Origin of the sequence: Pseudomonas sp. CCI1.1, assembly GCF_034348165.1 — a bacterium.
Lineage (GTDB): Bacteria > Pseudomonadota > Gammaproteobacteria > Pseudomonadales > Pseudomonadaceae > Aquipseudomonas > Aquipseudomonas paracarnis.
Genome location: NZ_CP133780.1, coordinates 3,003,576 through 3,027,673, shown reverse-complemented (window position 1 = coordinate 3,027,673; position 24,098 = coordinate 3,003,576). Strand labels below are relative to the sequence as shown.

The 24,098-nt window shown below is 59.8% G+C and carries 16 protein-coding genes, 3 tRNA genes and 1 riboswitch; of the genes, 17 read left to right on the top strand and 2 right to left on the bottom strand.

The window, feature by feature from the left end; all coding sequences use genetic code 11:
* Nucleotides 1-8: 8 nt before the first annotated feature.
* The gene (locus tag RHM69_RS13530) at nt 9-773 is read left to right on the top strand and encodes an ABC transporter ATP-binding protein (RefSeq protein WP_014719598.1); all 765 of its coding nucleotides are present in this window, start codon (nt 9-11) and stop codon (nt 771-773) included.
* A gap of 246 nt (nt 774-1,019) precedes the next feature.
* The gene (gene argR, locus RHM69_RS13525) at nt 1,020-2,000 is read left to right on the top strand and encodes a transcriptional regulator ArgR (protein ID WP_014719597.1); all 981 of its coding nucleotides are present in this window, start codon (nt 1,020-1,022) and stop codon (nt 1,998-2,000) included.
* Nucleotides 2,001-2,007: 7 nt separating this feature from the next.
* On the opposite strand, the gene RHM69_RS13520 is transcribed toward argR, so the two are convergent.
* Nucleotides 2,008-7,056, bottom strand: a complete 5,049-nt coding sequence (locus tag RHM69_RS13520; RefSeq protein WP_200601032.1) for a leucine-rich repeat domain-containing protein — start codon at nt 7,054-7,056, stop codon at nt 2,008-2,010.
* 301 nt (nt 7,057-7,357) lie between these two features.
* On the opposite strand from RHM69_RS13520, the gene RHM69_RS13515 reads away from it, so the two are divergent.
* The 7 genes from RHM69_RS13515 to astE all read left to right on the top strand — a co-directional run bounded on the left by RHM69_RS13515 (nt 7,358) and on the right by astE (nt 15,186).
* The gene (locus RHM69_RS13515) at nt 7,358-8,578 is read left to right on the top strand and encodes an aspartate aminotransferase family protein (RefSeq protein ID WP_014719595.1); all 1,221 of its coding nucleotides are present in this window, start codon (nt 7,358-7,360) and stop codon (nt 8,576-8,578) included.
* Between the two features lie 212 nt (nt 8,579-8,790).
* Nucleotides 8,791-9,810, top strand: a complete 1,020-nt coding sequence (gene aruF, locus RHM69_RS13510; RefSeq protein ID WP_003175655.1) for an arginine/ornithine succinyltransferase subunit alpha — start codon at nt 8,791-8,793, stop codon at nt 9,808-9,810.
* Nucleotides 9,811-9,861: 51 nt separating this feature from the next.
* Nucleotides 9,862-10,887, top strand: coding sequence for an arginine N-succinyltransferase (gene astA / locus RHM69_RS13505; RefSeq protein WP_003193612.1), 1,026 nt, complete (start codon nt 9,862-9,864; stop codon nt 10,885-10,887).
* On the top strand, nt 10,884-12,353 hold the full coding sequence (gene astD / locus RHM69_RS13500; RefSeq protein ID WP_165901725.1) for a succinylglutamate-semialdehyde dehydrogenase: 1,470 nt from the start codon (nt 10,884-10,886) through the stop codon (nt 12,351-12,353). The genes astA and astD overlap by 4 nt, the downstream gene beginning before the upstream one ends.
* A gap of 156 nt (nt 12,354-12,509) precedes the next feature.
* Nucleotides 12,510-13,856, top strand: coding sequence for an N-succinylarginine dihydrolase (gene astB / locus RHM69_RS13495; RefSeq protein WP_168224590.1), 1,347 nt, complete (start codon nt 12,510-12,512; stop codon nt 13,854-13,856).
* Between the two features lie 26 nt (nt 13,857-13,882).
* Nucleotides 13,883-14,170, top strand: coding sequence for a hypothetical protein (locus tag RHM69_RS13490; RefSeq protein WP_003175651.1), 288 nt, complete (start codon nt 13,883-13,885; stop codon nt 14,168-14,170).
* Between the two features lie 11 nt (nt 14,171-14,181).
* Nucleotides 14,182-15,186 carry a succinylglutamate desuccinylase gene (gene astE, locus RHM69_RS13485; RefSeq protein WP_014719592.1) on the top strand — a complete coding sequence of 335 codons (1,005 nt, stop codon included), beginning with the start codon at nt 14,182-14,184 and terminating at the stop codon, nt 15,184-15,186.
* A 133-nt stretch (nt 15,187-15,319) separates the two neighbouring features.
* Here astE and RHM69_RS13480 read toward each other — a convergent pair whose 3' ends face one another.
* Complete coding sequence (locus tag RHM69_RS13480; protein WP_003193604.1) at nt 15,320-15,829, bottom strand: 6,7-dimethyl-8-ribityllumazine synthase; 510 nt, start codon at nt 15,827-15,829, stop codon at nt 15,320-15,322.
* A gap of 97 nt (nt 15,830-15,926) precedes the next feature.
* Nucleotides 15,927-16,096, bottom strand: a riboswitch (FMN riboswitch).
* Nucleotides 16,097-16,286: 190 nt separating this feature from the next.
* Between RHM69_RS13480 and ltaE the strand changes: the two genes are divergently transcribed.
* From ltaE to mgtE, 8 genes are all read left to right on the top strand, one after another.
* Nucleotides 16,287-17,291 carry a low-specificity L-threonine aldolase gene (gene ltaE, locus RHM69_RS13475; protein WP_014719591.1) on the top strand — a complete coding sequence of 335 codons (1,005 nt, stop codon included), beginning with the start codon at nt 16,287-16,289 and terminating at the stop codon, nt 17,289-17,291.
* A 146-nt stretch (nt 17,292-17,437) separates the two neighbouring features.
* Nucleotides 17,438-20,056 (top strand): alanine--tRNA ligase, encoded by a 2,619-nt coding sequence (gene alaS / locus RHM69_RS13470; protein ID WP_200601033.1) that lies wholly within the window; start codon nt 17,438-17,440, stop codon nt 20,054-20,056.
* A 95-nt stretch (nt 20,057-20,151) separates the two neighbouring features.
* Nucleotides 20,152-21,393, top strand: a complete 1,242-nt coding sequence (locus RHM69_RS13465; protein ID WP_003193595.1) for an aspartate kinase — start codon at nt 20,152-20,154, stop codon at nt 21,391-21,393.
* Between the two features lie 174 nt (nt 21,394-21,567).
* The gene (csrA, locus tag RHM69_RS13460; protein ID WP_003175645.1) at nt 21,568-21,756 is read left to right on the top strand and encodes a carbon storage regulator CsrA; all 189 of its coding nucleotides are present in this window, start codon (nt 21,568-21,570) and stop codon (nt 21,754-21,756) included.
* A gap of 62 nt (nt 21,757-21,818) precedes the next feature.
* A tRNA-Ser gene (locus RHM69_RS13455) sits at nt 21,819-21,909 on the top strand.
* Nucleotides 21,910-22,017: 108 nt separating this feature from the next.
* Nucleotides 22,018-22,094, top strand: a tRNA-Arg gene (locus tag RHM69_RS13450).
* A 72-nt stretch (nt 22,095-22,166) separates the two neighbouring features.
* A tRNA-Arg gene (locus RHM69_RS13445) sits at nt 22,167-22,243 on the top strand.
* 348 nt (nt 22,244-22,591) lie between these two features.
* A complete protein-coding gene (mgtE, locus tag RHM69_RS13440) occupies nt 22,592-24,034 on the top strand; it encodes a magnesium transporter (protein WP_003193593.1) in 1,443 nt (480 codons plus the stop codon).
* The last annotated feature ends 64 nt before the right edge of the window (nt 24,035-24,098 follow it).

Genomic DNA, 24,098 nt, shown 5'->3' with positions numbered 1-24,098 from the left:
CCGACCGCATGTACAAGCTTGAAGTCCAAGACCTGCATAAACGCTATGGCAGTCATGAAGTGCTCAAAGGTGTGTCCCTGGCCGCCGCCGCCGGTGATGTGATCAGCATCATCGGTTCCAGCGGTTCGGGCAAAAGTACCTTTTTGCGCTGCATCAACCTGCTGGAGCAGCCCCACGCCGGCAAGATTTTGCTCAATAACGAAGAGCTGAAACTGGTGGCCAACAAGGACGGCGCCATGAAGGCTGCCGACCCCAAGCAGTTGCAGCGCATGCGTTCGCGCCTGTCCATGGTGTTCCAGCATTTCAACCTGTGGTCGCACATGACCGCGATTGAAAACGTGATGGAAGCCCCGGTGCACGTGTTGGGCATATCCAAGAAAGAAGCCCGCGAGAAGGCCGAGCATTACCTGGCCAAAGTCGGCGTGGGCCATCGTAAGGATGCGTTCCCCGGCCACATGTCCGGTGGCGAGCAGCAGCGCGTAGCGATTGCCCGTGCACTGGCGATGGAGCCTGAGGTGATGCTGTTCGACGAACCTACTTCTGCGCTGGATCCGGAGCTGGTAGGCGAAGTACTCAAGGTGATGCAGGACCTGGCCCAGGAAGGCCGCACCATGGTGGTCGTGACCCACGAAATGGGCTTTGCCCGCGAAGTGTCGAACCAATTGGTGTTTTTGCACAAAGGCATCGTTGAAGAGCGTGGCAACCCGCGGGAAGTGCTGGTGAACCCGCAGTCGGAACGGTTGCAGCAGTTCCTCTCTGGCAGTTTGAAATAATCAAGACTGCTTTTGTGCACCGGGATAGTGCATGCTCCGCAGTCTTGAGGTAAGCCCCGATCCCCTGTGGGAGCTGGCTTGCCTGCGATAGCGATGTATCAGCCAATGATGTGTTAACTGACCCACCGCCATCGCAGGCAAGCCAGCTCCCACTGTTGATCTGTGTTTGTTTTGGGATTTGTAGTTGATTACGGGCTAGCATTGGCCCACAGCTTCTTTCACCGTTTTCGCTCCGGATAGCACTCCATGACCGCCCACAAAATTGGTTTCCTGATTTGGCCCAGCACAAAAGCCCTCACGCTTGCGCTGGCTGAGGAGGCCTTGCGCGTTGCCCAGCGGGTGCATCCGGATGTGATCTACGAGTTGTCGTTCCTGCTCGCCGAACCCGCCGTCGAAGGTGCCTGGCAACTGCCGGGCGAGCCGTGGGCCGGTAAGCTGGAGGGTTTTCAGAAGTTGTTCCTGTTGGCCGACGAACCGCCGACGGTCATCGCTTCGCCACTGAGCTCCGCGCTCAAGCAGCTTGTTCGGGCGGGGTGTGTGATCGGCGGCTTGTCAGCGGGGGTGTACCCGTTGGCCCAACTGGGCCTGCTCGATGGCTACCGCGCCGCCGTGCACTGGCGCTGGCAGGACGATTTCGCCGAGCGTTTCCCCAAGGTCATCGCCACCAGCCACCTGTTTGACTGGGACCGTGATCGCCTGACCGCTTGCGGCGGCATGTCGGTACTTGACCTGCTGTTGGCGGTATTGGCCCGTGACCATGGCGCCGAGTTGGCCGGTGCTGTGTCTGAAGAACTGGTGGTGGAGCGCATCCGCGAAGGCGGCGAGCGCCAGCGTATCCCGCTGCAAAACCGCCTGGGCTCCAGCCACCCTAAGCTGACCCAGGCGGTATTGCTGATGGAGGCCAATATCGAAGAGCCGCTGACCACCGACGAAATCGCCCAGCACGTGTGTGTTTCACGACGACAACTTGAACGCATCTTCAAGCAATACCTCAACCGCGTCCCCAGCCAGTATTACCTGGAGCTGCGCCTGAACAAGGCGCGCCAGATGCTGATGCAAACCAGCAAGTCGATCATCCAGATCGGCCTGTCCTGCGGCTTCTCCTCGGGGCCGCACTTCTCCAGCGCCTACCGCAATTTCTTCGGCGCCACTCCTCGCGAAGATCGCAACCAGCGTCGCAGCAGCAGCCCGTTCGAGTTGTCGTCGGTGCCTTCCGAGCGCGGGTGAGCTGCGTCTATTCTTCTCCCTCTGTTTCGGATGACGTCGCAGAGCGTGAGCTGGAGCGGTCTGGCGCGGGTTGTCGGGCTTGCGCTACATCGAAATCCACTGCCGTGCGGTTGTAATAGCGACGCAGAATGGCAAGTGCTACGGGTGAGAAGGGGTTGTCGCTCAGGTCAAAGCCTGCCGCTGAGTTCGGGTCTACTTCAAGCAGGTCCGTGGGCAACTCGGTGATGTGGTTATCGCTCAGGTTCAGTTGGGTGAGCGACGTCAGGTTGAACACCCCGTGAGGCACCTCGGTAAGCCTGGTGTTTTCCATCATCAGGGTTTCCAGGCCGGACATTTTGCTGACGTCGGGCGTCAGCGCCAGCGGGTTATCGCTCAGGTCCAGGTACTCCAGGTCGTGCAGGTCGCTCAAGGCGGCGACGCTGTCGGGGGTCAGTCGCAGATTGCATTGCGTGAGGCTGAGTGTGGTCAACTTGGGCAGCTTGAAGACGCCAGCGGGAATGTCTTGCAGGGCATAGCGGTGGATCAGCAGGCTTTCCAGATTGGGGAAACGTTCCAGAAAACCTTCGGGTATCGAGGTGGTTTCCTGTGCCCTCAGCTCCAGCTTGGAAATATGCTTGAAATCCACACTCAGTCTTGGCAGGTCTCCCCACAGCGGCAAGGTCAATGTCATTTGATGGGACTGCGTCAGCGGGTCATGGCTTAAGTCCAGGCTGGTTTCACGCCGCCAGCCTTGCTCCAGCAGAGCGCGGATTTCCGCTCGAATGAGTTGTTGCTGTGGGCGAATCTGTTCATCCATGGGCAGGTTCGTGACGGGGTGGCTCTCAGGCACATCCACCACCCATTCCTGCAGGTCGGCTTGCAAGCGTTCGTAGTCGGCCTTGAGGCGCACGAGATTCGCCATCGAATCATCCAGCCCGCCCGGTAGCCTGAAGATAAATTGATTGGCCTCGGGAACGTTGTAGGTCGGGTAAAGCGCTTGGACCAGGCGAACCTCATCTGGATTGGCTTGGACGCCAAAATGTTCCCCGGTGCTCTGGCAGTAGGTTTTTATCCGTTCCAGGGTTGCGCGCGTCAGCGGGTTGCCGGAAAGGTCGTAGGCCTTGGCAGCACTGGCGGGCAACGAATACAGGGCTTCTGGCAGCCTGCGCAGGTTATTGTGGCTGAGATTGGCGTTTGCCAGCCGAGGCCGATTGAGCAGGCCTGTGGGAAAGATGGAAATACCGCAGTGGCTCAGGTTGAGTGTTCGCAGGTTGGCCATGTTTTCGAAATTGGGCGCCAGCACCAGCGGGTTGTGGGACAGGTCAAGGGTATGCAGCTCGGTCAGGTTGGCCAGGGCTGCTCGGGTTGGGGTGGTCAGGTTGAGTGCGCAGCCGCGCAGTGTCAGCGCATTAAGGTGGGTCAATGCACTGATTTCGCCGGGCAGTGTTCTGAGGGGCATGTCGCTGATGGCCAGTCGGCGCAATCCGGGGAAAGATGCCAGGAAGCCCGGCGTGCCGCGGGTGGTCAAGTAACCCTGGAATTCCAGGGTAGTGATGTGCCCAAGGCGGGTATCGAGCGCGGGCAGTTCCCCATAAATGGGCTGGTTGAGTTGCAGCAGGTGACCGTTGTCATAAGCAGGGTCTACAGGGGTATTGTGGCGCCAGGCGCCGATCAGTTTTTGTGACCAGAGAAAGCGATTTTGCTGTTCCGCAGCAATCCGCCAGCGGCTTAACGGTAAATCTGTACCGACAAGGGTCTGCGGCACATTCTGCTGCCATGTCCGCAGGTTGGTTTCCAGTTGCGAGAACTCTTTCTTCAGAAATTGAAGGGTACCCCAAGGTGTGCCGGGATCGTTTTGCATGGCGGCGAGTACGGCCGTCACCTGGCTGGGGCTCAGTTGTGGGTACAGGGCATGCAACTGACTCTCCAGCGAGACCCCTTCGCTGCTGCCAGCGGTGACCGGGCTGGCGTCGTAGCCCTCCATGCCGCCGGGTAGGCGCACCAATGTCGGGTCATAGGACGGTTTGAGCAGCGGAACTTCGGCCAGCAGGGCGCCAAGTTCGTCATGTGCCAATGTGTGTTGGCGCAAGGTTTCTCTCAAGTGTGGGCCTTGGCCTATCTGCATAGCCAGTGCGTCGCGCTGTGCATCGGGGAGTGCCTGGAGCACGGCGGTGTAGAAATCGGTTTCGCCAAGCAGGGTGCCCTTGCTGTCTTCGGGAATGTAATCGCCTTCGATGGTGCGCAGCAGCAGGCGTCGGATGGGCGCCTGGGCGGGGCCGATGGCGTCGCGCAGATGGCCGTCGCGCTTGAAGTCGCGAACTTCCAGGCGCACCTGGGGCGACCAGCCCGGCAATTTTTCCAGGGAGTGCAGGGCGAGTCGATGGGTGTCGCCGCTCTCCAGCGCGCCCATGTACAGGCCTTCATACGCCCGGCTGATTCTGACCTGATGGGCCACCCAGCGTGCGCGTTCGACCAAGTGCGAAGGCAGCGTGCCCTGGTCGATGTCGAGCAAGTCCTGGCCGTGGGCACTGAGCAGGACCTCCTCGGCCGCGCTGACGGGCAGGCCCGGTGTGCTGTCGATGAGCTTTTGCACGCGCGCATCGGTGGTCAGCTCCAGGCCTCGATAGCGCGCGTCGAACATCGAAGCGCGTTTATCCTCGGCTCTGCGTGCCAGCTGTTTGCGCAGCTTGGCGGCGCGCACATGCAGTTGGGGGGCCGGGCTACCGAAGTCTTCCTCCAGCACAGTCTTGCGCTCTGACTCGTCGAGGGTTTCCAGCAGGGTCTTGAGCAGGTCGCCGTTGTTCATCTGCGCTTCATGAATTTGCGCTACCGCCGCATTTTCCCTGCCTGGGTGTTCCCATACGGTTTCGCCTTTGGCATTCAGAAAGCGCAGGGTCTTGGATTCCGGCCACAGGCCGGTCTGGCTAAGCAGCCAGAGTTGGGTTTGCGTGTCGGCTTTTGCGTAAACCAGTGGGTCGTCGCTGTTCATCTGGTCGATGAAGTCTTGCAGTTGCTGGTCGATATGGATGCGCTTGAGGCTGTCGGCCAGCAAGGGCGGTGGCGGTTGGCGGTCCATGTAGAGTTTGCGCAGGGCACCATCGTCGGTGCTACTGATGCGCTGCGCCTGTTCCAGACCGGTTTCGCTGAGAGCGTTGGCGGGCTCGCCGAGTCTGCGCAACAAGGTGCTGCGATGCCATGTCAGCGGGTGATCCAGTGGGGTTATCCAGGCGCCTTTGCCATTGCCGATAACGGGCGGTTGGTAGGCATGCGCATGGCTTGGGTGCGCCAGCACGGCGTTGCCCGCTTGTTGCTTGACGGCAAAGTGTTGCCCTTCAAGGGGCAGGATCTGCTTGTCCCCGTAGGCATGCAATCCATCCGCCTTGGGGCGCGAGGCGGTGGGCAATTGAAGGTCGTGGGCGTAGGGGCTCAGGTCTGGGTTCCACAGGCGCGTTTTGCCGTCGTCCGAGCTGACCGGATGAAGGCGCTCGAAAAACGCCCAGACTTCCCGAGGCAGTGCCTGGCGTAGCAGCCCTTCGGCAATCGGTGCGCCGACCGCGAACATACCCAATTGCACCATTTGCTCCAGGGTCGACATCAGGTGCCCGAACGCCTGGCGCTTGAGACCCTCGGCCCAATCGACGATGCCTTCGAATACGTCATCGAGCAGTTGATAGGCGGTGTAGCCGAGCATCAGTAAGCCCAGGGGGGGAATGAACGGCGTGGCGATGAAGGCGGCGATTTCGAGCAGGGCCTTACCGATTTTCTGCACGATGGCCCAGCGCTGCCAGCGTGCCTTGCTGTCGGCGTCGGCGGTGGACACGGCGATGCTTCGCGCGTCATTGAGCAGCTTATTGAGTTTGGTTTCATAGAGGTGTTCGTACAGCTCGCCCGTGATTTTCGTCGCGTGCAACTGCAGGTTGGGGTTGGCCACAGGTTCGGCGCGCCAGGTCGGCCTGGGGTCGCCGGGGACGGGGTGATGCCAGGTAACCTGAGACAAGCGGTTATGCAGGTTGGCAAAGAAGTAGGCGCGGTGCTCGTGGCTTATAAAGCGGCTGAAGAATGCCTGGTAATCGGCATCGCGCAATTTGCGGATCAGGTCTTGAATGAATGCGATGCCATCGTGGTAATACTTGAGCGGTGCCTGTGGGTCGCCGGGAATGTACGCCACCACGGGCACTGCGCTGTGGTGCAGTTCCAGGTCTGCGGCGAACAGCACAATGCCGGCCAGTGGTGCGTCCATCAGGCTCAGGTCGTGGCTGAGCAGCGTCTTACCGTCGAGTGTCAGGCCGCTGATGCCTTTGAGTTGAGCCTGGAGCGTGCGTAACACCCGCTCGCTGCCGTCCTTTTTCAGGCGCGCCAGGTGTACGGCAGTTTGGGCCTCGGCTTTGAGGCTCTCGATGACAGTACTACGCAGCGAAGCCTTGCGTTTGGCATCTTTGAAGCCGAAAAATGTCTTGAGGTAGTTCTGGTATTGCGCACCGATGTCCAGTTCACGGCACAGCCCGACGAAGGTCTGGATGCTGACTTTGCTGTTCACTGAGGGCAGGGTGTCGAATTGCCCGGTGGCGGTGGGTTGGGTAATGAAGCTGGAGTCCGCGGTGAAGGCAGTTTTCTCGCTTTCTGCTGCGTCGAAGTTATGCAGCGCGGCGTCCACCAACGACACGGTCCAGACGTTGACGCCGCCAGTTTCTATAGGAAACAGTGGGATCGTCAGGGGCGCATACAGGCGCAGATGGGTGGTGCGGACATCAATCTCCACGCCCCATCTTGTCTTGAACGCCTGTTGCAAAAGCGGCGCGGCGAAGGCCTGCGGTGTCTTGAGGTCGGCCAGCGCCGTGTCTACTTTGTTTTGCGCGGCCCAGCTCTGCTCCACCGCCTGTTTGAGCGGCGCGTGCTGCTGGCGGCTGGCGTCTGCCTGCCAGTTGGCAATGTCCAGTGGCGCATTCTTCAAGGCTTGGCGCTTGTCATCCGAGGCGCTTGCCAGCCAGGCCGGCAGGCGTGTGTGAAACCCGGGGGGTACTTGGGTGGCGGCGACTGCGAGGCGCTGGCTGATGGTCGTGGGGTAGGGCGTGGGCACGAGGCTGATCCTTCAGTGGGAGTGAGTCACTGTCATCACAGCAAGCCTGATGGGTTCACGGGCAGCAGATAGTTAAGGCATTAGGCGAAAATCAGCGGGCCGTGCCTCTGCCTCTCACTGAACGCAGCGTTTACACTGCGCCATTGCGATGCAATATGTCGCATTGCCGTAAACCCGCGTAAAACCGGGGTTGGCGCTATAAGAAGTTGTCGCTTGGCGACAAGGTGGCGCTGAAAACTGTCCTTACAATCCCTGCATCGCCCGCCAGTTCCAGGCAGGCGTTCCTCTTCAGGAGACTCCGATGTCCGTTGAGCAAGCCCCGGTGCAACGTGCCGATTTCGACCAAGTGATGGTGCCCAACTACGCACCTGCTGCCTTTATCCCTGTACGTGGCGCAGGTTCGCGCGTGTGGGACCAGGCCGGTCGCGAGCTGATCGACTTTGCCGGCGGCATCGCGGTCAACGTATTGGGCCATGCGCACCCGGCGCTGGTCGGTGCACTGACCGAACAGGCCAACATGCTGTGGCATGTCTCCAACGTGTTCACCAACGAGCCGGCGTTGCGTCTGGCCCACAAGCTGATCGACGCCACCTTTGCCGAGCGCGTGTTCTTCTGCAACTCCGGCGCCGAAGCCAACGAGGCCGCGTTCAAGCTGGCCCGTCGCGTGGCGTTCGACCGTTTTGGCAGCGAGAAGTACGAGATCATCGCCGCGTTGAACAGCTTCCACGGCCGTACCCTGTTCACCGTCAACGTCGGTGGCCAGTCGAAGTACTCCGATGGTTTCGGGCCTAAAATCACCGGCATCACCCACGTTCCTTATAACGACCTGGCTGCGCTGAAAGCGGCAGTAACCGATAAGACCTGCGCCGTGGTTCTGGAACCGATCCAGGGCGAAGGCGGTGTACTGCCGGCCGAACTGGCTTACCTGCAAGGCGCTCGCGAGCTGTGCGACGCCCACGACGCACTGTTGGTATTCGACGAAGTGCAAACCGGCATGGGCCGCACCGGCCACCTGTTTGCCTACCAGCATTACGGCGTGACGCCAGATATCCTCACCAGCGCCAAGAGCCTGGGCGGCGGCTTCCCGATTGCGGCGATGCTCACCCGTGAAGACTTGGCCAAGCACCTGGTAGTCGGCACCCACGGCACCACCTACGGCGGCAACCCGCTGGCGTGCGCGGTAGCGGAAGCGGTGATCGACGTGATCAACACCCCAGAAGTGCTGGCGGGTGTGAATGCCAAGCACGACCTGTTCAAGGCGCGCCTGGAGCAGATCGGCAAGCAGTACGGCATCTTCACCCAAGTGCGTGGCATGGGCTTGTTGATCGGTTGCGTACTCAGCGATGCCTTCAAAGGCAAGGCCAAGGACGTGTTCAACGCGGCCGAAAAAGAGAACTTGATGATCCTGCAAGCCGGCCCTGACGTGGTGCGTTTTGCACCGAGCCTGGTGGTGGAAGAGGCGGACATCAATGAAGGCCTGGATCGTTTTGAGCGTGCTGTGAAGACGTTGACGCAAGCCTGATAGCGACACATTTTATTGGCCGGACCTGAACAAATGTGGGAGCTGGCTTGCCTGCGATAGCATCACCTCGGTGCCGTTGATATACCGAGTTGCCTGTATCGCCGGCAAGCCAGCTCCCACATGGATCTGCTTACACATTGAGACCGATGTGTATCCGGGGCCTGTGTCCGGCATTTTTTCCTCTGTGAGTTTTCGAGTTAAGGAGTGACACCATGCTGGTGATGCGCCCCGCGCAAATGGCTGATCTGGGCGAGGTACAGCGTCTGGCTGCGGACAGCCCGATTGGTGTCACCTCCTTGCCGGATGATGTGGAACGCCTGAGCGACAAGATCGCGGCCAGCGAAGCGTCCTTCGCGGCCGAGGTGAGTTTCAACGGTGAAGAGAGCTATTTCTTCGTGCTGGAAGACACCGAGACCGGCAAGCTCGCCGGCTGCTCGGCTATCGTAGCCTCGGCCGGTTACTCCGAGCCGTTCTATAGCTTTCGTAACGAAACCTTCGTGCACGCCTCCCGCGAGCTGAAGATCCACAACAAGATCCACGTGCTTTCCCAGTGCCACGACCTTACCGGCAACAGCCTGCTCACCAGCTTTTATGTGGTGCCTGAGCTGGTCGGTTCGCCGTGGTCGGAACTCAATTCCCGTGGCCGACTGCTGTTTGTCGCCAGCCATCCTGAGCGCTTTGCCGACTCGGTGGTGACCGAGATTGTCGGCTACAGCGACGAGAACGGCGATTCACCGTTCTGGGATGCCATTGGCCGCAACTTCTTCGACCTCAACTACGCCGCCGCCGAGCGCCTGTGCGGGCTGAAAAGCCGTACCTTCCTCGCCGAGTTGATGCCGCACTACCCGATCTACGTGCCGCTGCTGCCGGACGAAGCCCAAGAGGCCATGGGCCAGGTGCACCCGCGTGCGCAAATCACCTTCGACATCCTCATGCGTGAAGGCTTCGAAACTGACCATTACATCGACATCTTCGACGGTGGCCCGACGCTGCACGCCCGGGTCTCGGGCATTCGCTCAATCGCCCAGAGCCGCGTGGTGCCGGTGAAGATCGGCGAGATGGTCAAGGGCGTTGGCCGCCAGTACTTGGTGAGCAACGCGCAGTTGCAGGATTACCGTGCGGTGATGCTGGAGCTGGACTACGCGCCCGGCAAACCGGTGACCCTGGACCTGGCGGCAGCCGAAGCGCTGGGTGTTGGTGAAGGCGCCAGTGTGCGCCTGGTTGCGGTTTAAAAAGAGAGTTTCGCGGGTGGCTGACAACAGCGGCCCGTTCGAGGAGATAGCATGATCGTTCGTCCCGTACGCAGCAGCGATTTACCGGCCCTGATTGATCTGGCGCGCAGCACTGGCACCGGTCTCACCACCTTGCCGGCCAACGAAGAGCGCCTGACCCACCGGGTGGGCTGGGCGGAAAAAACCTTTCGCGGCGAAGCCGGGCGCGGCGATGCCGACTACCTGTTCGTGCTGGAAAACGACGAAGGCCGCGTGGTGGGAATCTCTGCCATCGCTGGCGCCGTTGGCCTGCGCGAGCCGTGGTACAACTTCCGGGTTGGGCTGACTGTCAGCGCTTCCCAGGAACTGAATATCTACCGTGAGATACCGACGCTGTTCCTGGCCAACGACCTCACCGGTAATTCCGAATTGTGCTCGTTGTTTTTGCATGCCGATTACCGCAACGGCCTCAACGGTCGCATGCTCGCCAAGGCGCGCATGTTGTTTATCGCCGAGTTCCCGCAACTGTTCGGCAACAAGATCATTGCCGAGATGCGCGGTGTGTCCAACGATGCCGGGCGTTCGCCGTTCTGGGAAAGTCTGGGCCGGCACTTCTTCAAGATGGAGTTCAGCCAGGCCGACTACCTCACCGGCGTGGGCAACAAGGCGTTTATCGCCGAGCTGATGCCCAAGTTCCCGTTGTACAGCTGCTTTCTCTCCGAAGACGCGCGCAATGTGATCGGCAAGGTCCACCCGGACACCGAGCCGGCCCTGAGCATGCTCAAGAGCGAAGGCTTCAGCTACCAGGGCTATGTGGATATTTTCGACGCCGGCCCGGCGGTGGAATGTGAAACCAGCAAGATCCGTGCGGTGCGCGACAGCCAGTCACTGGTGTTGGCCATCGGCACGCCGGGGGACGACGCCACGCCGTTCCTGATCCATAACCGCAAGCGCGAAGAATGCCGTATCACCGCCGCTCCGGCCCGTCTGGCGGCAGGTACCCTGGTGGTCGATCCACAGACCGCCAAGCGCCTGCAGCTGGTGGTGGGTGATCAAGTACGTGCTGTTGCGTTGTCTGCTGCTCGGGAGTCCAAATAATGAATTCGTTGTATATCGCAGGTAGCTGGCTGGCTGGCCAGGGTGAGTTGTTTGAATCGCGCAACCCGGTGACCCAGCAAGTGCTGTGGGCTGGTAACGGTGCCAGCGCTGAACAGGTCGAATCCGCCGTGCAGGCTGCGCGTCAGGCATTCCCGGCATGGGCCAGGCGCCCGCTCGAAGAACGCATCAGCGTGCTGGAAACCTTCGCCGCCACGCTTAAAAGCCGTGCCGATGAAATCGCCCGCTGCATTGGCGAAGAAACCGGCAAGCCCCTGTGGGAGTCGGCCACTGAAGTCACCAGCATGGCCAATAAGATTGCGATCTCGGTGCAAAGCTACCGCGAGCGTACTGGCGAGAAGAGCGGCCCCCTGGGCGACGCCACCGCAGTGTTGCGCCATAAGCCCCACGGTGTGGTGGCGGTGTTCGGCCCTTACAACTTCCCTGGGCACTTGCCCAATGGGCACATCGTCCCGGCGTTGCTGGCGGGTAACACCGTGCTGTTCAAACCGAGCGAACTGACCCCCAAGGTCGCCGAGCTGACCGTGCAGTGCTGGATCGAAGCCGGTTTGCCACCGGGCGTGCTGAACCTGCTGCAAGGCGCGCGGGAAACCGGCATCGCCCTGGCGGCCAACCCAGGCATCGACGGCCTGTTCTTTACCGGCTCCAGCCGCACCGGCAACCACTTGCACCAGCAATTCTCAGGGCGCCCCGACAAGATCCTGGCCCTGGAAATGGGCGGTAATAACCCGCTGGTCGTGGACGAAGTCGCCGACGTGGATGCGGCGGTGTACACCATCATCCAGTCGGCGTTTATCTCGGCAGGCCAGCGTTGCACCTGTGCCCGCCGCTTGCTGGTGCCGCAAGGTGCCTGGGGCGATGCCTTGCTGGCGCGCCTGGTGGCGGTGAGCGCGAGCCTTGAAGTGGGCGCTTTCGATCAGCAGCCGGCGCCGTTCATGGGTTCGGTGATCTCCCTGGCTGCGGCCAAAGCCTTGATGCAAGCCCAGGAACTGATGTTGGCCAATGGCGCCGTGGCACTGCTGGAGATGACTCAGCCTCAGGCTCAGGCCGCTTTGTTGACCCCTGGCATCATCGACGTAACCGGTGTGACGGAGCGTGAAGACGAAGAGCTGTTTGGGCCGCTGCTGCAGGTAATCCGCTATGCGGATTTTGCCGGTGCCATCGCGGAGGCCAACAACACCCAGTACGGCCTGGCCGCTGGCCTGTTGTCGGACTCCGAAGCGCGTTACCAGCAATTCTGGCTGGAAAGCCGCGCCGGCATCGTCAACTGGAACAAGCAGTTGACCGGCGCTGCCAGTACCGCGCCGTTCGGTGGTGTCGGGGCGTCGGGCAATCATCGCGCCAGTGCCTATTACGCGGCGGATTATTGCGCGTACCCGGTGGCGTCGCTGGAGACGCCGAGCCTGATAGTCCCGGCAACGCTCACGCCAGGTATAACGCTGATCTAAATGTGGGAGCGGGCTTGCTCGCGAATGCGGTGTTTCATTCAACATTTGAAGTGACTGAACCACCGTTTTCGCGAGCAAGCCCGCTCCCACAATGGATCTGTGGTGTATTCAAGTGATTTGATGCCTATAAAAACAGATGTTCGTGGAGCCTCGCCGATGAAATCCTGTGAAGTCAATTTTGACGGTCTAGTGGGGCCGACCCATAACTACGGCGGTTTGTCCTTCGGCAACGTCGCGTCCCAAAGCAACAGCCAGCAGTCTTCCAACCCGAAGGAAGCGGCGTTGCAGGGCCTGCAGAAAATGAAAGCCCTGATGGACATGGGCTTTGTGCAAGGTGTATTGGCGCCCCAGGAGCGCCCGGATGTAGCCGCCTTGCGCAGCTTGGGTTTCAGCGGCACCGACGCCCAGGTAATCCAGCAGGCTGCCAGGCAGGCTATGCCTTTGCTGGTAGCGAGCTGCTCGGCATCCAGCATGTGGGTAGCCAACGCCGCCACCGTCAGCCCAAGCGCCGACACCGCAGACGGCCGTGTGCATTTCACTGCCGCCAACCTCAATTGCAAATACCACCGCAGCATCGAGCACCCCACCACCAGCCGTGTGCTGGGGGCGATGTTCGCCGATGGCAAGCATTTCGCTCACCACGCCGCCTTGCCGGCCGTGGCGCAATTTGGCGATGAAGGCGCGGCCAACCACACGCGTTTCTGTCGTGAGTACGGTGAGGCGGGCGTCGAGTTTTTCGTCTTCGGCCGTAGTGCTTTCGACCCTCGTTACCCGGCCCCGCAGAAGTACCCGGCGCGCCAGACCCTCGAAGCCTCCCAGGCCGTTGCGCGCCTGCATGGCTTGAAGGATGACGGTGTGGTCTACGCCCAGCAGAACCCGGCGGTGATCGACGCGGGTGTGTTCCACAACGATGTGATCGCGGTGGGCAACGGCGAAGTGCTGTTCTATCACGAGGATGCGTTCCTCAACACCGAGCAGATGCTCGCCGAACTGCACGGCAAGTTGGGCAAGCTGGGCGGTAACTTCCAGTCGGTGTGTGTGCCTCGCGCGTTGGTCAGTGTCGAGGACGCGGTGCGTTCCTACCTGTTCAACAGCCAGTTGCTGACTCGTCCTGATGGTTCGATGCTGCTGATCGTGCCGGAAGAGTGCCGCGCCAATGAGCGCGTGTGGCAGTACCTGCAAGGGCTGACCGCTGCCGGCGGGCTGATTCGCGAGGTCAAGGTCTTCGACCTCAAGCAAAGCATGCAAAATGGCGGTGGGCCGGCGTGCCTGCGCCTGCGCGTGGCGTTGAACGAAACCGAGCTGGCGGCCGTGAACCCAGGGGTTATCATGACCGCGCCGTTGTACGAAACCCTGACCCAATGGGTGGGCAAGCACTACCGTGACAGCCTGCGCGAAACCGACCTGGCTGACCCGCAGTTGCTGCTTGAGTGCCGGACGGCATTGGATGAACTGACGCAAATCCTTAAACTGGGCTCGGTTTATCCTTTCCAGATCAATTAATGCCACACGGCTGAGATATTTTATTTATGACCGACACCCTGAAACTCATCCTTGAAGACACCGACGGCACCCAGCTGGAAACCTCCTGCACCCGCGTCGCCGTGGTCTGGCAGGGCAAGGAGATCTGGATCCAGCACGATGGCCGCGGCCAACTGCTGATTGGCGTAGACGTAGAAGAGGGCGACGCCGAGTACGCCAACCTGCTGATGCGCCCATTGGCCACCAACCTGATGAGCCTGCAACTGGAAATGGAACCGGCCGACGTTGAAGGTGACGACGACGATCACGTCCATGGCCCAGGCTGCAACCACTAAGGAAGCTGCTTATGCTCGCCCTCGGCAAACTGCTTGAACTGACCCTCGCCGGTCGTGAACCGGCGCAAAAAATTCAACTGACTGTCGACGGCGTGCAGATGCGCTGGCTCAGCGAAGGCGCGCTTGAAGTGCGCCCTCCTGAAGCTCTGGACAACGGCAGCGACTTGCTGCTGTCGTCCGGCATCCATGGCAACGAAACCGCGCCGATCGAATTGCTCGACCGCCTGTTGCATGGCATTGCCCGCGGGGAGATCAAACCCCGCACCCGTATTCTGTTCCTGTTCGGTAATACCGAGGCCATGCGCCGCGGTGAGCGTTACCTCGAGCTGGACGTCAACCGGCTGTTCAATGGCCGGCATGAACAAAACATCGGCCCCGAAGCAATGCGCGCCGCCGAGCTTGAGCAATTGGCCCGCAGCTTTTTCAGCCTGCCTGGCCGTTCGCGCCTGCATTACGACCTGCATACCGCGATTCGTGGTTCGAAAATCGAACAGTTCGCGTTGTACCCGTGGAAGGAAGACCGACAGCACTCGCGCCGAGAGCTGGAGCGCCTGAACGCGGCTGGTATGCAGGCGGTGCTGTTGCAGAACAAAACCTCGATTACCTTCACCGCGTTTACCTACGAACAACTCGGCGCCGAGGCGTTCACCCTGGAGTTGGGCAAGGCCCGGCCGTTCGGGCAGAACGACGGTGTGGACGTGTCGCGCCTGGAAGCGCGTCTGAAGCAGATCATCGAGGGCAACGAGCCTGAGACCGGTAGCCTCGACGGCCTGCAACTCTTCGCCGTTGCGCGAGAAGTGATCAAGCACAGCGACGCCTTCCTGATGCACCTGCCCGCAGATGTGGAAAACTTTTCGGAATTGGAAAGGGGCTACCTGCTGGCCGAAGACGTGGCCAAGACCCGTTGGGTGATCGAGGAGGAGGGCGCCCGCATTATCTTTCCCAACCCAAAGGTGAAGAACGGCTTGCGCGCCGGGATATTGATCGTGCCCACCACGGATGCCGGCCTGGCCTGAGAGCCAAGTCTGGCTCAGTCCAATGTGGGAGCTGGCTTGCCTGCGATAACATCACCTGGGTATCACTGATACACCCAGGTGTCTGCATCGCAGGCAAGCCAGCTCCCACACTGGTTTGCGGTGAGGCTTGGATTTAGACCGCTACCGCACGCGGCTCGCTACGACGGATCGCGCGTACCTTGTGCAGGGTATCGGCGCAGGTGCGCGCCGCTTCCTGGCCCTTGTGCACGAAGTGCTCGTAGAAAAACGTGGTGTGCTCGCTGCCGGCATGGAAGTGGTGCGGCGTCAGGGACACCGAGAACACCGGCACTTCAGTTTCCAGCTGCACCTGCATCAGGCCGCTGACTACCGATTGCGCGACGAATTCGTGACGGTAGATGCCACCGTCCACCACCAGCGCGGCAGCGACGATGCCGGCGTAACGGCCGGTCTTGGCCAGCAACTTGGCGTGCAGGGGCATTTCAAAGGCGCCGCCGACTTCGAAGAAGTCGATGTCCGATTCCTGATAACCCTGGGCGATCATTTCGGCGAGGAAGCCTTTGCGCGATTGGTCGACAATATCCTTGTGCCAGCAGGCCTGGATAAACGCGACGCGCTCGCCGTGATGGTTTTTGCTTTTGCTGTCGATTGCGGTGGGTTGCATGTTCTGACTCCTGTTTAAGAAAAAAACAGGGCGTTATGAATCGAATGGGATTTAAGGGTACGCATGCGCAAACAAGCGCGCGGCCCTTAGGTGCCAATCCCGTTCTCTCTTCATCCGGACTATGACCGTCGGCCCCGGGATCACACCGGGTCTGCTGACCTCGTCGCCGTCCTGCCTGAGCAGTTCGAGGCGCCAAGCGCTCGCGGGCTATGCACATTGCGTGCAATTACCGCCGGTGGGGAATTGCACCCCGCCCTGAGAACGTTGCCACCAGAACCCTGGCGGCGCAGAGTTTTTAACATGGTTTTTCGAAAACTGCACGGCTGCCGTCTCGATAACTTATATCGGTTTGATTGGTTGGTATTCGAATGAATGCAATAGGGGCTTGATATTCCGTGGCTTTGCCCGCAGTAATCACACACAAAAGGACTTATCCACTCCGTTAGAGGCCCCCTTCATGACCGTGATCGACCTGCGCAGCGACACCGTGACCCAACCTACCCCCGGCATGCTCGACGCAATGGCCAGCGCCGTCAGCGGCGATGATGTCTACGGCGAAGACCCCAGCGTCAACCGCCTGGAGGCCGAGTTGGCCAAGCGCCTGGGCTTTGCTGCCGCGCTGTTCGTGCCCACCGGTACCATGAGCAACCTGCTGGCGTTGATGGCTCACTGTGAGCGCGGCGAGGAATACATCGTCGGCCAGCAGGCTCACACCTACAAATACGAAGGCGGCGGTGCGGCGGTGCTGGGGTCGATCCAGCCGCAACCCCTGGAAGTTCAAGCTGATGGCTCCCTTGATCTGAACCAAGTGCTTGCCGCCATCAAGCCCGACGACTTCCACTTCGCCCGCACACGCCTGCTGGCGCTGGAAAACACCATGCAGGGCAAAGTACTGCCGCTGGATTACCTGGCCAAGGCCCGTGCATTTACCCACGAGCATGGCCTGGCCCTGCACTTGGATGGCGCGCGCCTCTACAACGCGGCGGTCAAGCTGGGGGTGGATGCGCGAGAAATCGCCCAGCATTTCGATTCGGTGTCGGTGTGCCTGTCCAAGGGCCTCGGTGCGCCGGTCGGCTCGGTGCTGTGTGGCTCGACGGCGCTGATCGCCAAGGCTCGGCGCTTGCGCAAGATGGTCGGCGGCGGCATGCGCCAGGCGGGCTCCCTGGCGGCGGCGGGGTTGTATGCTCTGGATCATCAGGTGCAGCGCCTGGCTGACGACCATGCCAACGCGCAATGGCTGGGCGATGAGTTACGCAAGGCCGGCTACAGCGTCGAGCCGGTGCAGACCAATATGGTGTATGTGCAGGTAGGTGATCAGGCGCAGGCGCTGAAGGCCTTTGCGGCCGAGCGTGGGGTCAAGTTGAGCGCCGCGCCGCGCCTGCGCATGGTCACCCATCTGGATGTGAGCCGGGCGCAGATCGAGCAAGTGGTGCAGACATTCGTCGCGTTTTCGCAGAAATGACAGTGCAGGCCGTCTAATTGACTGTTTCTATCACATAAACACGCTGTACCACCGGCAAAGGGCCGATATAATGCGGCCCTTTGCCGTCGCTCCGTCTGATGATGTTGCGCACTGGCCTTTGGCCGCAGCCTCCGTGGAAGAACCTAATGAAAAGCGCAGAAATCCGTGAAGCCTTCCTTCGCTTCTTCGAAGAGCAAGGCCACACCCGTGTAGCCTCCAGCTCCTTGATCCCAGGCAATGACCCAACCCTGCTGTTCACTAACGCGGGGATGAACCAGTTCAAGGACTGTTTCCTGGGCCAGGAAAAGCGCGCCTACACCCGCGCTACCAGCAGCCAGAAGTGCGTACGCGCCGGCGGCAAGAACAGTGACCTGGAAAACGTCGGCTACACCGCCCGTCACCACACCTTTTTCGAGATGCTGGGTAACTTCAGCTTCGGCGACTATTTCAAGAAAGACGCGATCACGTTCGCCTGGACCTTCCTCACCGGCGTGCTGAAGCTGCCCAAGGAAAAACTCTGGGTCACCGTGTACGCGACGGACGATGAAGCGTATGACATCTGGACCCAGGAAATCGGTGTACCTGCCGAGCGCATGATCCGTATCGGTGACAACAAAGGCGCGCCCTACGCGTCCGATAACTTCTGGACCATGGGCGATACCGGCCCGTGCGGCCCGTGCACCGAGATTTTCTACGATCACGGCGACGATATCTGGGGTGGACCGCCAGGCTCGCCGGAAGAAGACGGCGACCGCTACATCGAGATCTGGAACAACGTGTTCATGCAGTTCAACCGCACCGTTGATGGCGTGTTGCATCCGCTGCCGGCACCGTCGGTAGACACCGGCATGGGCCTGGAGCGGATCAGTGCGGTGATGCAGCACGTTCACTCCAACTACGAAATCGACCTGTTCACCAACCTGCTGAGCGCCTCGGCGGCAGCTATTGGTTGCGCCAATGAAGGCCAGTCTTCGCTCAAGGTGGTGTCGGACCACATCCGTTCCTGCGGTTTCCTGATCGCAGACGGCGTGCTGCCGTCCAACGAAGGCCGTGGCTACGTGCTGCGTCGCATCATCCGTCGCGCGTGCCGCCACGGTAACAAGCTGGGCGCTACCGGCAGCTTTTTCTACAAGATCGTGGCCGCGCTGGTTGCCGAGATGGGCGATGCCTTCCCGGAACTCAAGCAACAGCAAAGCAACATCGAGCGGGTGCTCAAGGCTGAAGAAGAGCAGTTCTCCAAGACCCTGGAGCACGGCCTGAAGATTCTGGAACAGGACCTGGCTGAGCTCAAAGGCACCGTGGTGCCGGGTGATGTGGTGTTCAAGTTGTACGACACCTATGGTTTCCCGATGGACCTGACTGCCGACATCGCCCGCGAGCGTGAGTTGACCGTCGACGAAGCCGGTTTCGAGCGTGAGATGGAAGCCCAGCGCGTGCGGGCCCGTTCGGCCAGCTCCTTTGGCCTGGACTACAACACCCTGGTCAAGGTTGACGTACCGACCGAGTTCACCGGCTACAAGGCGACTGCGGGCTCGGCCAAGATCGTCGCCATCTATAAAGACGGTAAGTCGGTCGACGTGTTGAGCGAGGGTGAAGAGGCGGTTGTGGTGCTGGACCAGACGCCGTTTTATGCCGAGTCGGGTGGCCAGATTGGCGATTGCGGTTTCCTGAGCTCGACATCCGGTCGTTTTGACGTGCGCGACACCACCAAGACCGGCGGTGCGTTCCTGCATCACGGTGTGCTGGTGCTGGGCAACTTGACTGTGGGCGCACCGGTAGACACCCAGGTCGATGCCGATGTAAGGCATGCCACGGCGTTGAACCACTCGGCCACGCACTTGCTGCACGCCGCGCTGCGCCAGGTCCTGGGCGAGCACGTGCAGCAAAAAGGTTCGTTGGTGGACAGCCAGCGCCTGCGTTTTGACTTCAGCCACTTTGAAGCGATCAAGCCTGAGCAGATCAAGGCCCTGGAAGACATCGTCAACGCCGAGATTCGCAAGAACACCCCGGTTGAAACTGAAGAAACCGATATCGAGACCGCCAGGAACAAAGGCGCCATGGCGCTGTTTGGCGAGAAGTACGGCGACGAAGTTCGCGTACTGAGTATGGGTGGCAGCTTCTCGGTAGAACTCTGTGGTGGCATCCACGCCAACCGCACCGGCGATATCGGCCTGCTGAAGATCATCAGCGAAGGTGGTGTGGCCTCGGGCGTACGTCGTATTGAGGCGGTGACTGGTGCTGCGGCCCTGGCTTACCTCAATGCAGCCGAAGAACAACTCAAGGAAGCGGCCGGCCTGGTCAAGGGCAGCCGCGACAACCTGATCGACAAGCTGTCCGCCGTTCTGGAGCGCAACCGTGCGCTGGAAAAACAGCTGGAGCAGTTGCAGGCCAAAGCGGCGAGCGCTGCGGGCGATGACCTGTCGGCCGCGGCGGTTGACGTCAAGGACGTAAAAGTCCTGGCGGCGCGCCTGGACGGCCAGGATGGCAAGGCGCTGTTGGCCTTGGTCGATCAGTTGAAGAACAAGCTCGGCCGCGCAGTGATCCTGCTCGGCAGTGTCCATGAGGATAAGGTCGTTCTGGTTGCGGGTGTAACCAAGGACCTGACTGGCCAACTCAAAGCCGGTGATTTGATGAAGCAAGCCGCTGCGACAGTGGGCGGCAAGGGCGGTGGTCGTCCGGACATGGCGCAAGGCGGTGGTGTCGATGCCGCAGCGCTGGACGCGGCCCTGGCCTTGACCGTGCCATTTGTCGAGGCAGGTATTTAAAGCACTGTTAACCGGCCCGTGGTCTAGTCACGGGCTTGTTCAGTGCAGGTGGATTGGATATTAGGCGCCCCTTTACGGGCTGAGGCGGCTTGGAAATGGCTTTGATCGTACAGAAATTTGGAGGCACCTCGGTTGGTTCTGTCGAAAGAATCGAGCAGGTCGCCGACAAGGTTAAGAAGTTCCGCGATGCTGGTGATGACCTGGTAGTGGTGCTGTCGGCCATGAGTGGCGAGACCAATCGCCTGATCGATCTGGCCAAAGCCATCAGCGGTGATCAACAGCCGCTGCCGCGTGAGCTGGATGTGATCGTCTCCACGGGCGAGCAGGTGACCATTGCGCTGTTGGCCATGGCGCTGAACAAGCGTGGCGTGCCAGCGGTGTCCTACACTGGTAGCCAAGTGCGCATTCTTACAGACAGCGCACATACCAAGGCGCGGATCCTGCAAATTGATGATCAGAAAATTCGTACTGATCTGAAAGCAGGGCGCGTGGTAGTTGTAGCGGGTTTCCAGGGTGTGGATGAGCACGGCAACATCACCACGCTGGGTCGTGGCGGTTCGGACACCACCGGTGTGGCCCTGGCGGCAGCGCTCAAGGCGGACGAATGCCAGATCTATACCGATGTGGATGGCGTCTACACCACTGACCCACGCGTCGTGCCCGTGGCCCAGCGGCTGGACAAGATCACCTTTGAAGAAATGCTGGAAATGGCCAGCCTTGGTTCCAAGGTGTTGCAGATTCGTGCGGTGGAGTTCGCCGGCAAGTACAACGTTCCGCTGCGCGTATTGCACAGCTTCAAGGAGGGTCCGGGCACCCTCATTACTATTGATGAAGAGGAATCCATGGAACAGCCGATCATTTCCGGCATCGCTTTCAATCGCGATGAAGCCAAGCTGACGATCCGTGGCGTGCCAGACACCCCGGGCGTGGCTTTCAAGATTCTGGGCCCTGTCAGCGATGCGAATGTTGAAGTCGACATGATCGTGCAGAACGTTTCGCACGATAACACCACCGATTTCACCTTCACCGTGCACCGCAACGAATACGATGCAGCATTGAAAATCCTGCAGAACACAGCGAGCGAGATTGGCGCCCGTGAAGTGGTCGGCGATACCAAGATTGCCAAGGTGTCGATCGTAGGGGTGGGCATGCGTTCCCATGCTGGCGTTGCCAGCCGTATGTTCGGGGCCCTGGCCAAAGAAGGTATCAACATCCAGATGATTTCCACCTCGGAAATCAAAGTCTCGGTAGTGCTCGAAGAGAAGTACCTGGAACTGGCTGTACGCGCGCTGCATACGGCTTTTGAGTTGGATGCTCCGGCCCGACAGGGCGAGTGATGCGTTGCCAGGAAGGCGCGGTTTACCGCGCCTTTCATTTTTTTGTGGGGTACATGGTCTTTTGCATGGGCTCGACAATACTTAGCGAGTAGGGCTACGACCTTTTGGTTGTAGGTCGAATGCTTTTTTTTTGCAGACTGTTGTTCCTGAACTGAAATGCGTGAGGTGAAAGGTATGCTGATTCTGACTCGTCGTTGCGCAGAAAGCCTGATTATCGGTGATGGCGAAATCACCGTGACGGTGCTCGGCGTTAAAGGCAATCAAGTACGTATTGGGGTTAATGCTCCGAAAGAGGTGGCGGTCCACCGCGAGGAAATCTACCTGCGGATCAAGAAAGAGAAGGACGAAGAACCAAGCCTTTAATTTTTATCGTTTTTTATGTTTGCAAACGGGGAGGAACGTGGTTAATATACGCCCCGTGTTGCGGAGAGCTGGCCGAGTGGCCGAAGGCGCTCCCCTGCTAAGGGAGTACACCTCAAAAGGGTGTCGGGGGTTCGAATCCCCCGTTCTCCGCCATTATTTGCTTAGTACGTTGCAATCTGGTTTTTTCGGTAAGTTGTTGAAAATACTCGAAAAAATAGCTTTACATAGAGATTGAACGGCCTATAATGCGCGGCAACAAATGCACTCGTAGCTCAGCTGGATAGAGTACTCGGCTACGAACCGAGCGGTCACAGGTTCGAATCCTGTCGAGTGCACCATTTAAGAGTTAGTTGCAGTGATGCAGGTAGCTTGGCTTCAACCAGTTGTGATCTGGTCTAAAAACACAATCTGCACTCGTAGCTCAGCTGGATAGAGTACTCGGCTACGAACCGAGCGGTCACAGGTTCGAATCCTGTCGAGTGCACCATACAAACAAAAAGCCCGCCTAGTGCGGGCTTTTTGCCGTCTCGGGTTTGTGTGGGTTTTATCCGGCGTCCTCCTTTTTCTCCCTCTTCATGTGTTTTCCCATGCGCCTGCGTCGTCGCAGTTCATAAATGCAGCCAATACTGAGCTTTGGCGTGCAAGCGCTTGTTCTTTCCAGTTTTTTAACGTTTAAAACGTCCGGGCGGTGTATCATGCGCCCGTCAGCCCCGCCGGGGCTTGTGGAATACCTCCATGGACTTACCCAGTAGTTACTCAGTACCCCGCTTTACCAATCATGAATTGACTGATTGATCCTTCCGGCGTGCCCCGCTGCTGGGAGTGGAGTTCGCCTATGACCGAAGTAGAAGTAAAGAAGACACAAGAAAGCCTGCAGGATCGTCTGGCTCAAGTTATCGAGCTGCTGCAGCGCCAGCGCGTGGTCGAAGACCTCACGCACCGCCAGGAAGGTCCGAACCACGACCGCGTCGAAAACCTGGTTCACCGGCAAAACCTCGTCGAGCTACAACGCAAGCTCGATGACCTGCACTCCGCCGACGTCGCCTATATTCTTGAAGCCTTGCCGTTGGATGACCGACTGACCCTGTGGCAGTTGGTGAAGGCTGATCGTGACGGTGACATCCTTCTGGAAGTATCGGACTCGGTGCGTGAAACGCTCATCGCCGACATGGATGACCACGAGCTCCTGGCTGCCGCCAAGGAGATGGATGCGGACGAGCTTGCTGACCTGGCACCTGAGCTGCCCCGTGATGTTGTCCATGAGTTGATGGAGGCGCTCGATACGCAGCAGCGTGAGCGTGTGCGTTCCGCGCTGTCGTACGACGAGGATCAGGTCGGCGCCCTGATGGACTTCGAGATGGTCACCATTCGCGAAGACGTCAGCCTGGAAGTGGTGTTGCGTTACCTGCGCCGTCTAAAAGAATTGCCCGGCCACACCGACAAATTGTTTGTGGTCGACTATGAGGGGATCCTCAAGGGCGTTTTGCCGATCAAGCGCCTGCTGGTCAATGATCCGGAGAAGAAAGTTGCTGACCTGATGGCCAGCGATACCGTGAGCTTCCATCCGGACGAAGATGCCTACGACGCGGCCCAGGCATTCGAGCGTTACGACTTGATCTCGGCTCCGGTGGTGGATAAGAACGGCAAGTTGATCGGTCGTCTGACCATCGATGAAATCGTCGACTTGATCCGTGAAGAAAGTGAAACCGAAGTCCTCAACATGGCGGGTTTGCGTGAAGAGGAGGATATTTTCGCGTCGGTCTGGCGTTCACTGCATAACCGCTGGGCCTGGCTGGCTATCAATCTGATTACCGCGTTTATCGCTTCTCGCGTGATCGGGTTGTTTGAGGGTTCCATCGAGAAGCTGGTGGCCTTGGCGGCGTTGATGCCGATTGTGGCGGGTATTGGCGGTAACTCCGGGAACCAGACCATCACCATGATCGTGCGCGCCATGGCGCTGGATCAGGTCAGTACTGCCAATTCCTCACGGCTGCTGCGTAAGGAACTGGCGGTAGGCCTCATAAACGGATTGGTGTGGGGCGGTGTGATTGGCGTGGTGGCTTACTTGCTCTACGGCAGTTGGTCCCTGGGCGTGGTAATGACTGCGGCCATGACCCTTAACCTGTTGCTGGCGGCCTTGATGGGGGTATTGATTCCCATGACCCTGGCGCGTCTAGGTCGCGATCCTGCCATGGGTGCCAGTGTGATGATCACGGCCATGACTGACAGTGGTGGTTTCTTCATCTTCCTGGGCCTGGCAACGATCTTCCTGCTCTGACCCTTCCAGCGGGGGCAAATCTGCCCTCGCTTTGCTTCTTATTCCCAAACTCCAGGCAAAAAAA

What these genes read in the sequence shown, in the direction of transcription:
- astA (WP_003193612.1), top strand. Translation starts at nt 9,862, where the DNA reads ATGATCGTTCGTCCCGTACGCAGCAGCGATTTACCGGCCCTGATTGAT.
- astE (WP_014719592.1), top strand. Translation starts at nt 14,182, where the DNA reads ATGCTCGCCCTCGGCAAACTGCTTGAACTGACCCTCGCCGGTCGTGAA.
- mgtE (WP_003193593.1), top strand. Translation starts at nt 22,592, where the DNA reads ATGACCGAAGTAGAAGTAAAGAAGACACAAGAAAGCCTGCAGGATCGT.
- csrA (WP_003175645.1), top strand. Translation starts at nt 21,568, where the DNA reads ATGCTGATTCTGACTCGTCGTTGCGCAGAAAGCCTGATTATCGGTGAT.
- RHM69_RS13490 (WP_003175651.1), top strand. Translation starts at nt 13,883, where the DNA reads ATGACCGACACCCTGAAACTCATCCTTGAAGACACCGACGGCACCCAG.
- alaS (WP_200601033.1), top strand. Translation starts at nt 17,438, where the DNA reads ATGAAAAGCGCAGAAATCCGTGAAGCCTTCCTTCGCTTCTTCGAAGAG.
- argR (WP_014719597.1), top strand. Translation starts at nt 1,020, where the DNA reads ATGACCGCCCACAAAATTGGTTTCCTGATTTGGCCCAGCACAAAAGCC.
- RHM69_RS13515 (WP_014719595.1), top strand. Translation starts at nt 7,358, where the DNA reads ATGTCCGTTGAGCAAGCCCCGGTGCAACGTGCCGATTTCGACCAAGTG.
- astB (WP_168224590.1), top strand. Translation starts at nt 12,510, where the DNA reads ATGAAATCCTGTGAAGTCAATTTTGACGGTCTAGTGGGGCCGACCCAT.
- ltaE (WP_014719591.1), top strand. Translation starts at nt 16,287, where the DNA reads ATGACCGTGATCGACCTGCGCAGCGACACCGTGACCCAACCTACCCCC.
- aruF (WP_003175655.1), top strand. Translation starts at nt 8,791, where the DNA reads ATGCTGGTGATGCGCCCCGCGCAAATGGCTGATCTGGGCGAGGTACAG.
- RHM69_RS13530 (WP_014719598.1), top strand. Translation starts at nt 9, where the DNA reads ATGTACAAGCTTGAAGTCCAAGACCTGCATAAACGCTATGGCAGTCAT.
- RHM69_RS13465 (WP_003193595.1), top strand. Translation starts at nt 20,152, where the DNA reads ATGGCTTTGATCGTACAGAAATTTGGAGGCACCTCGGTTGGTTCTGTC.
- RHM69_RS13480 (WP_003193604.1), bottom strand. Translation starts at nt 15,829, where the DNA reads ATGCAACCCACCGCAATCGACAGCAAAAGCAAAAACCATCACGGCGAG.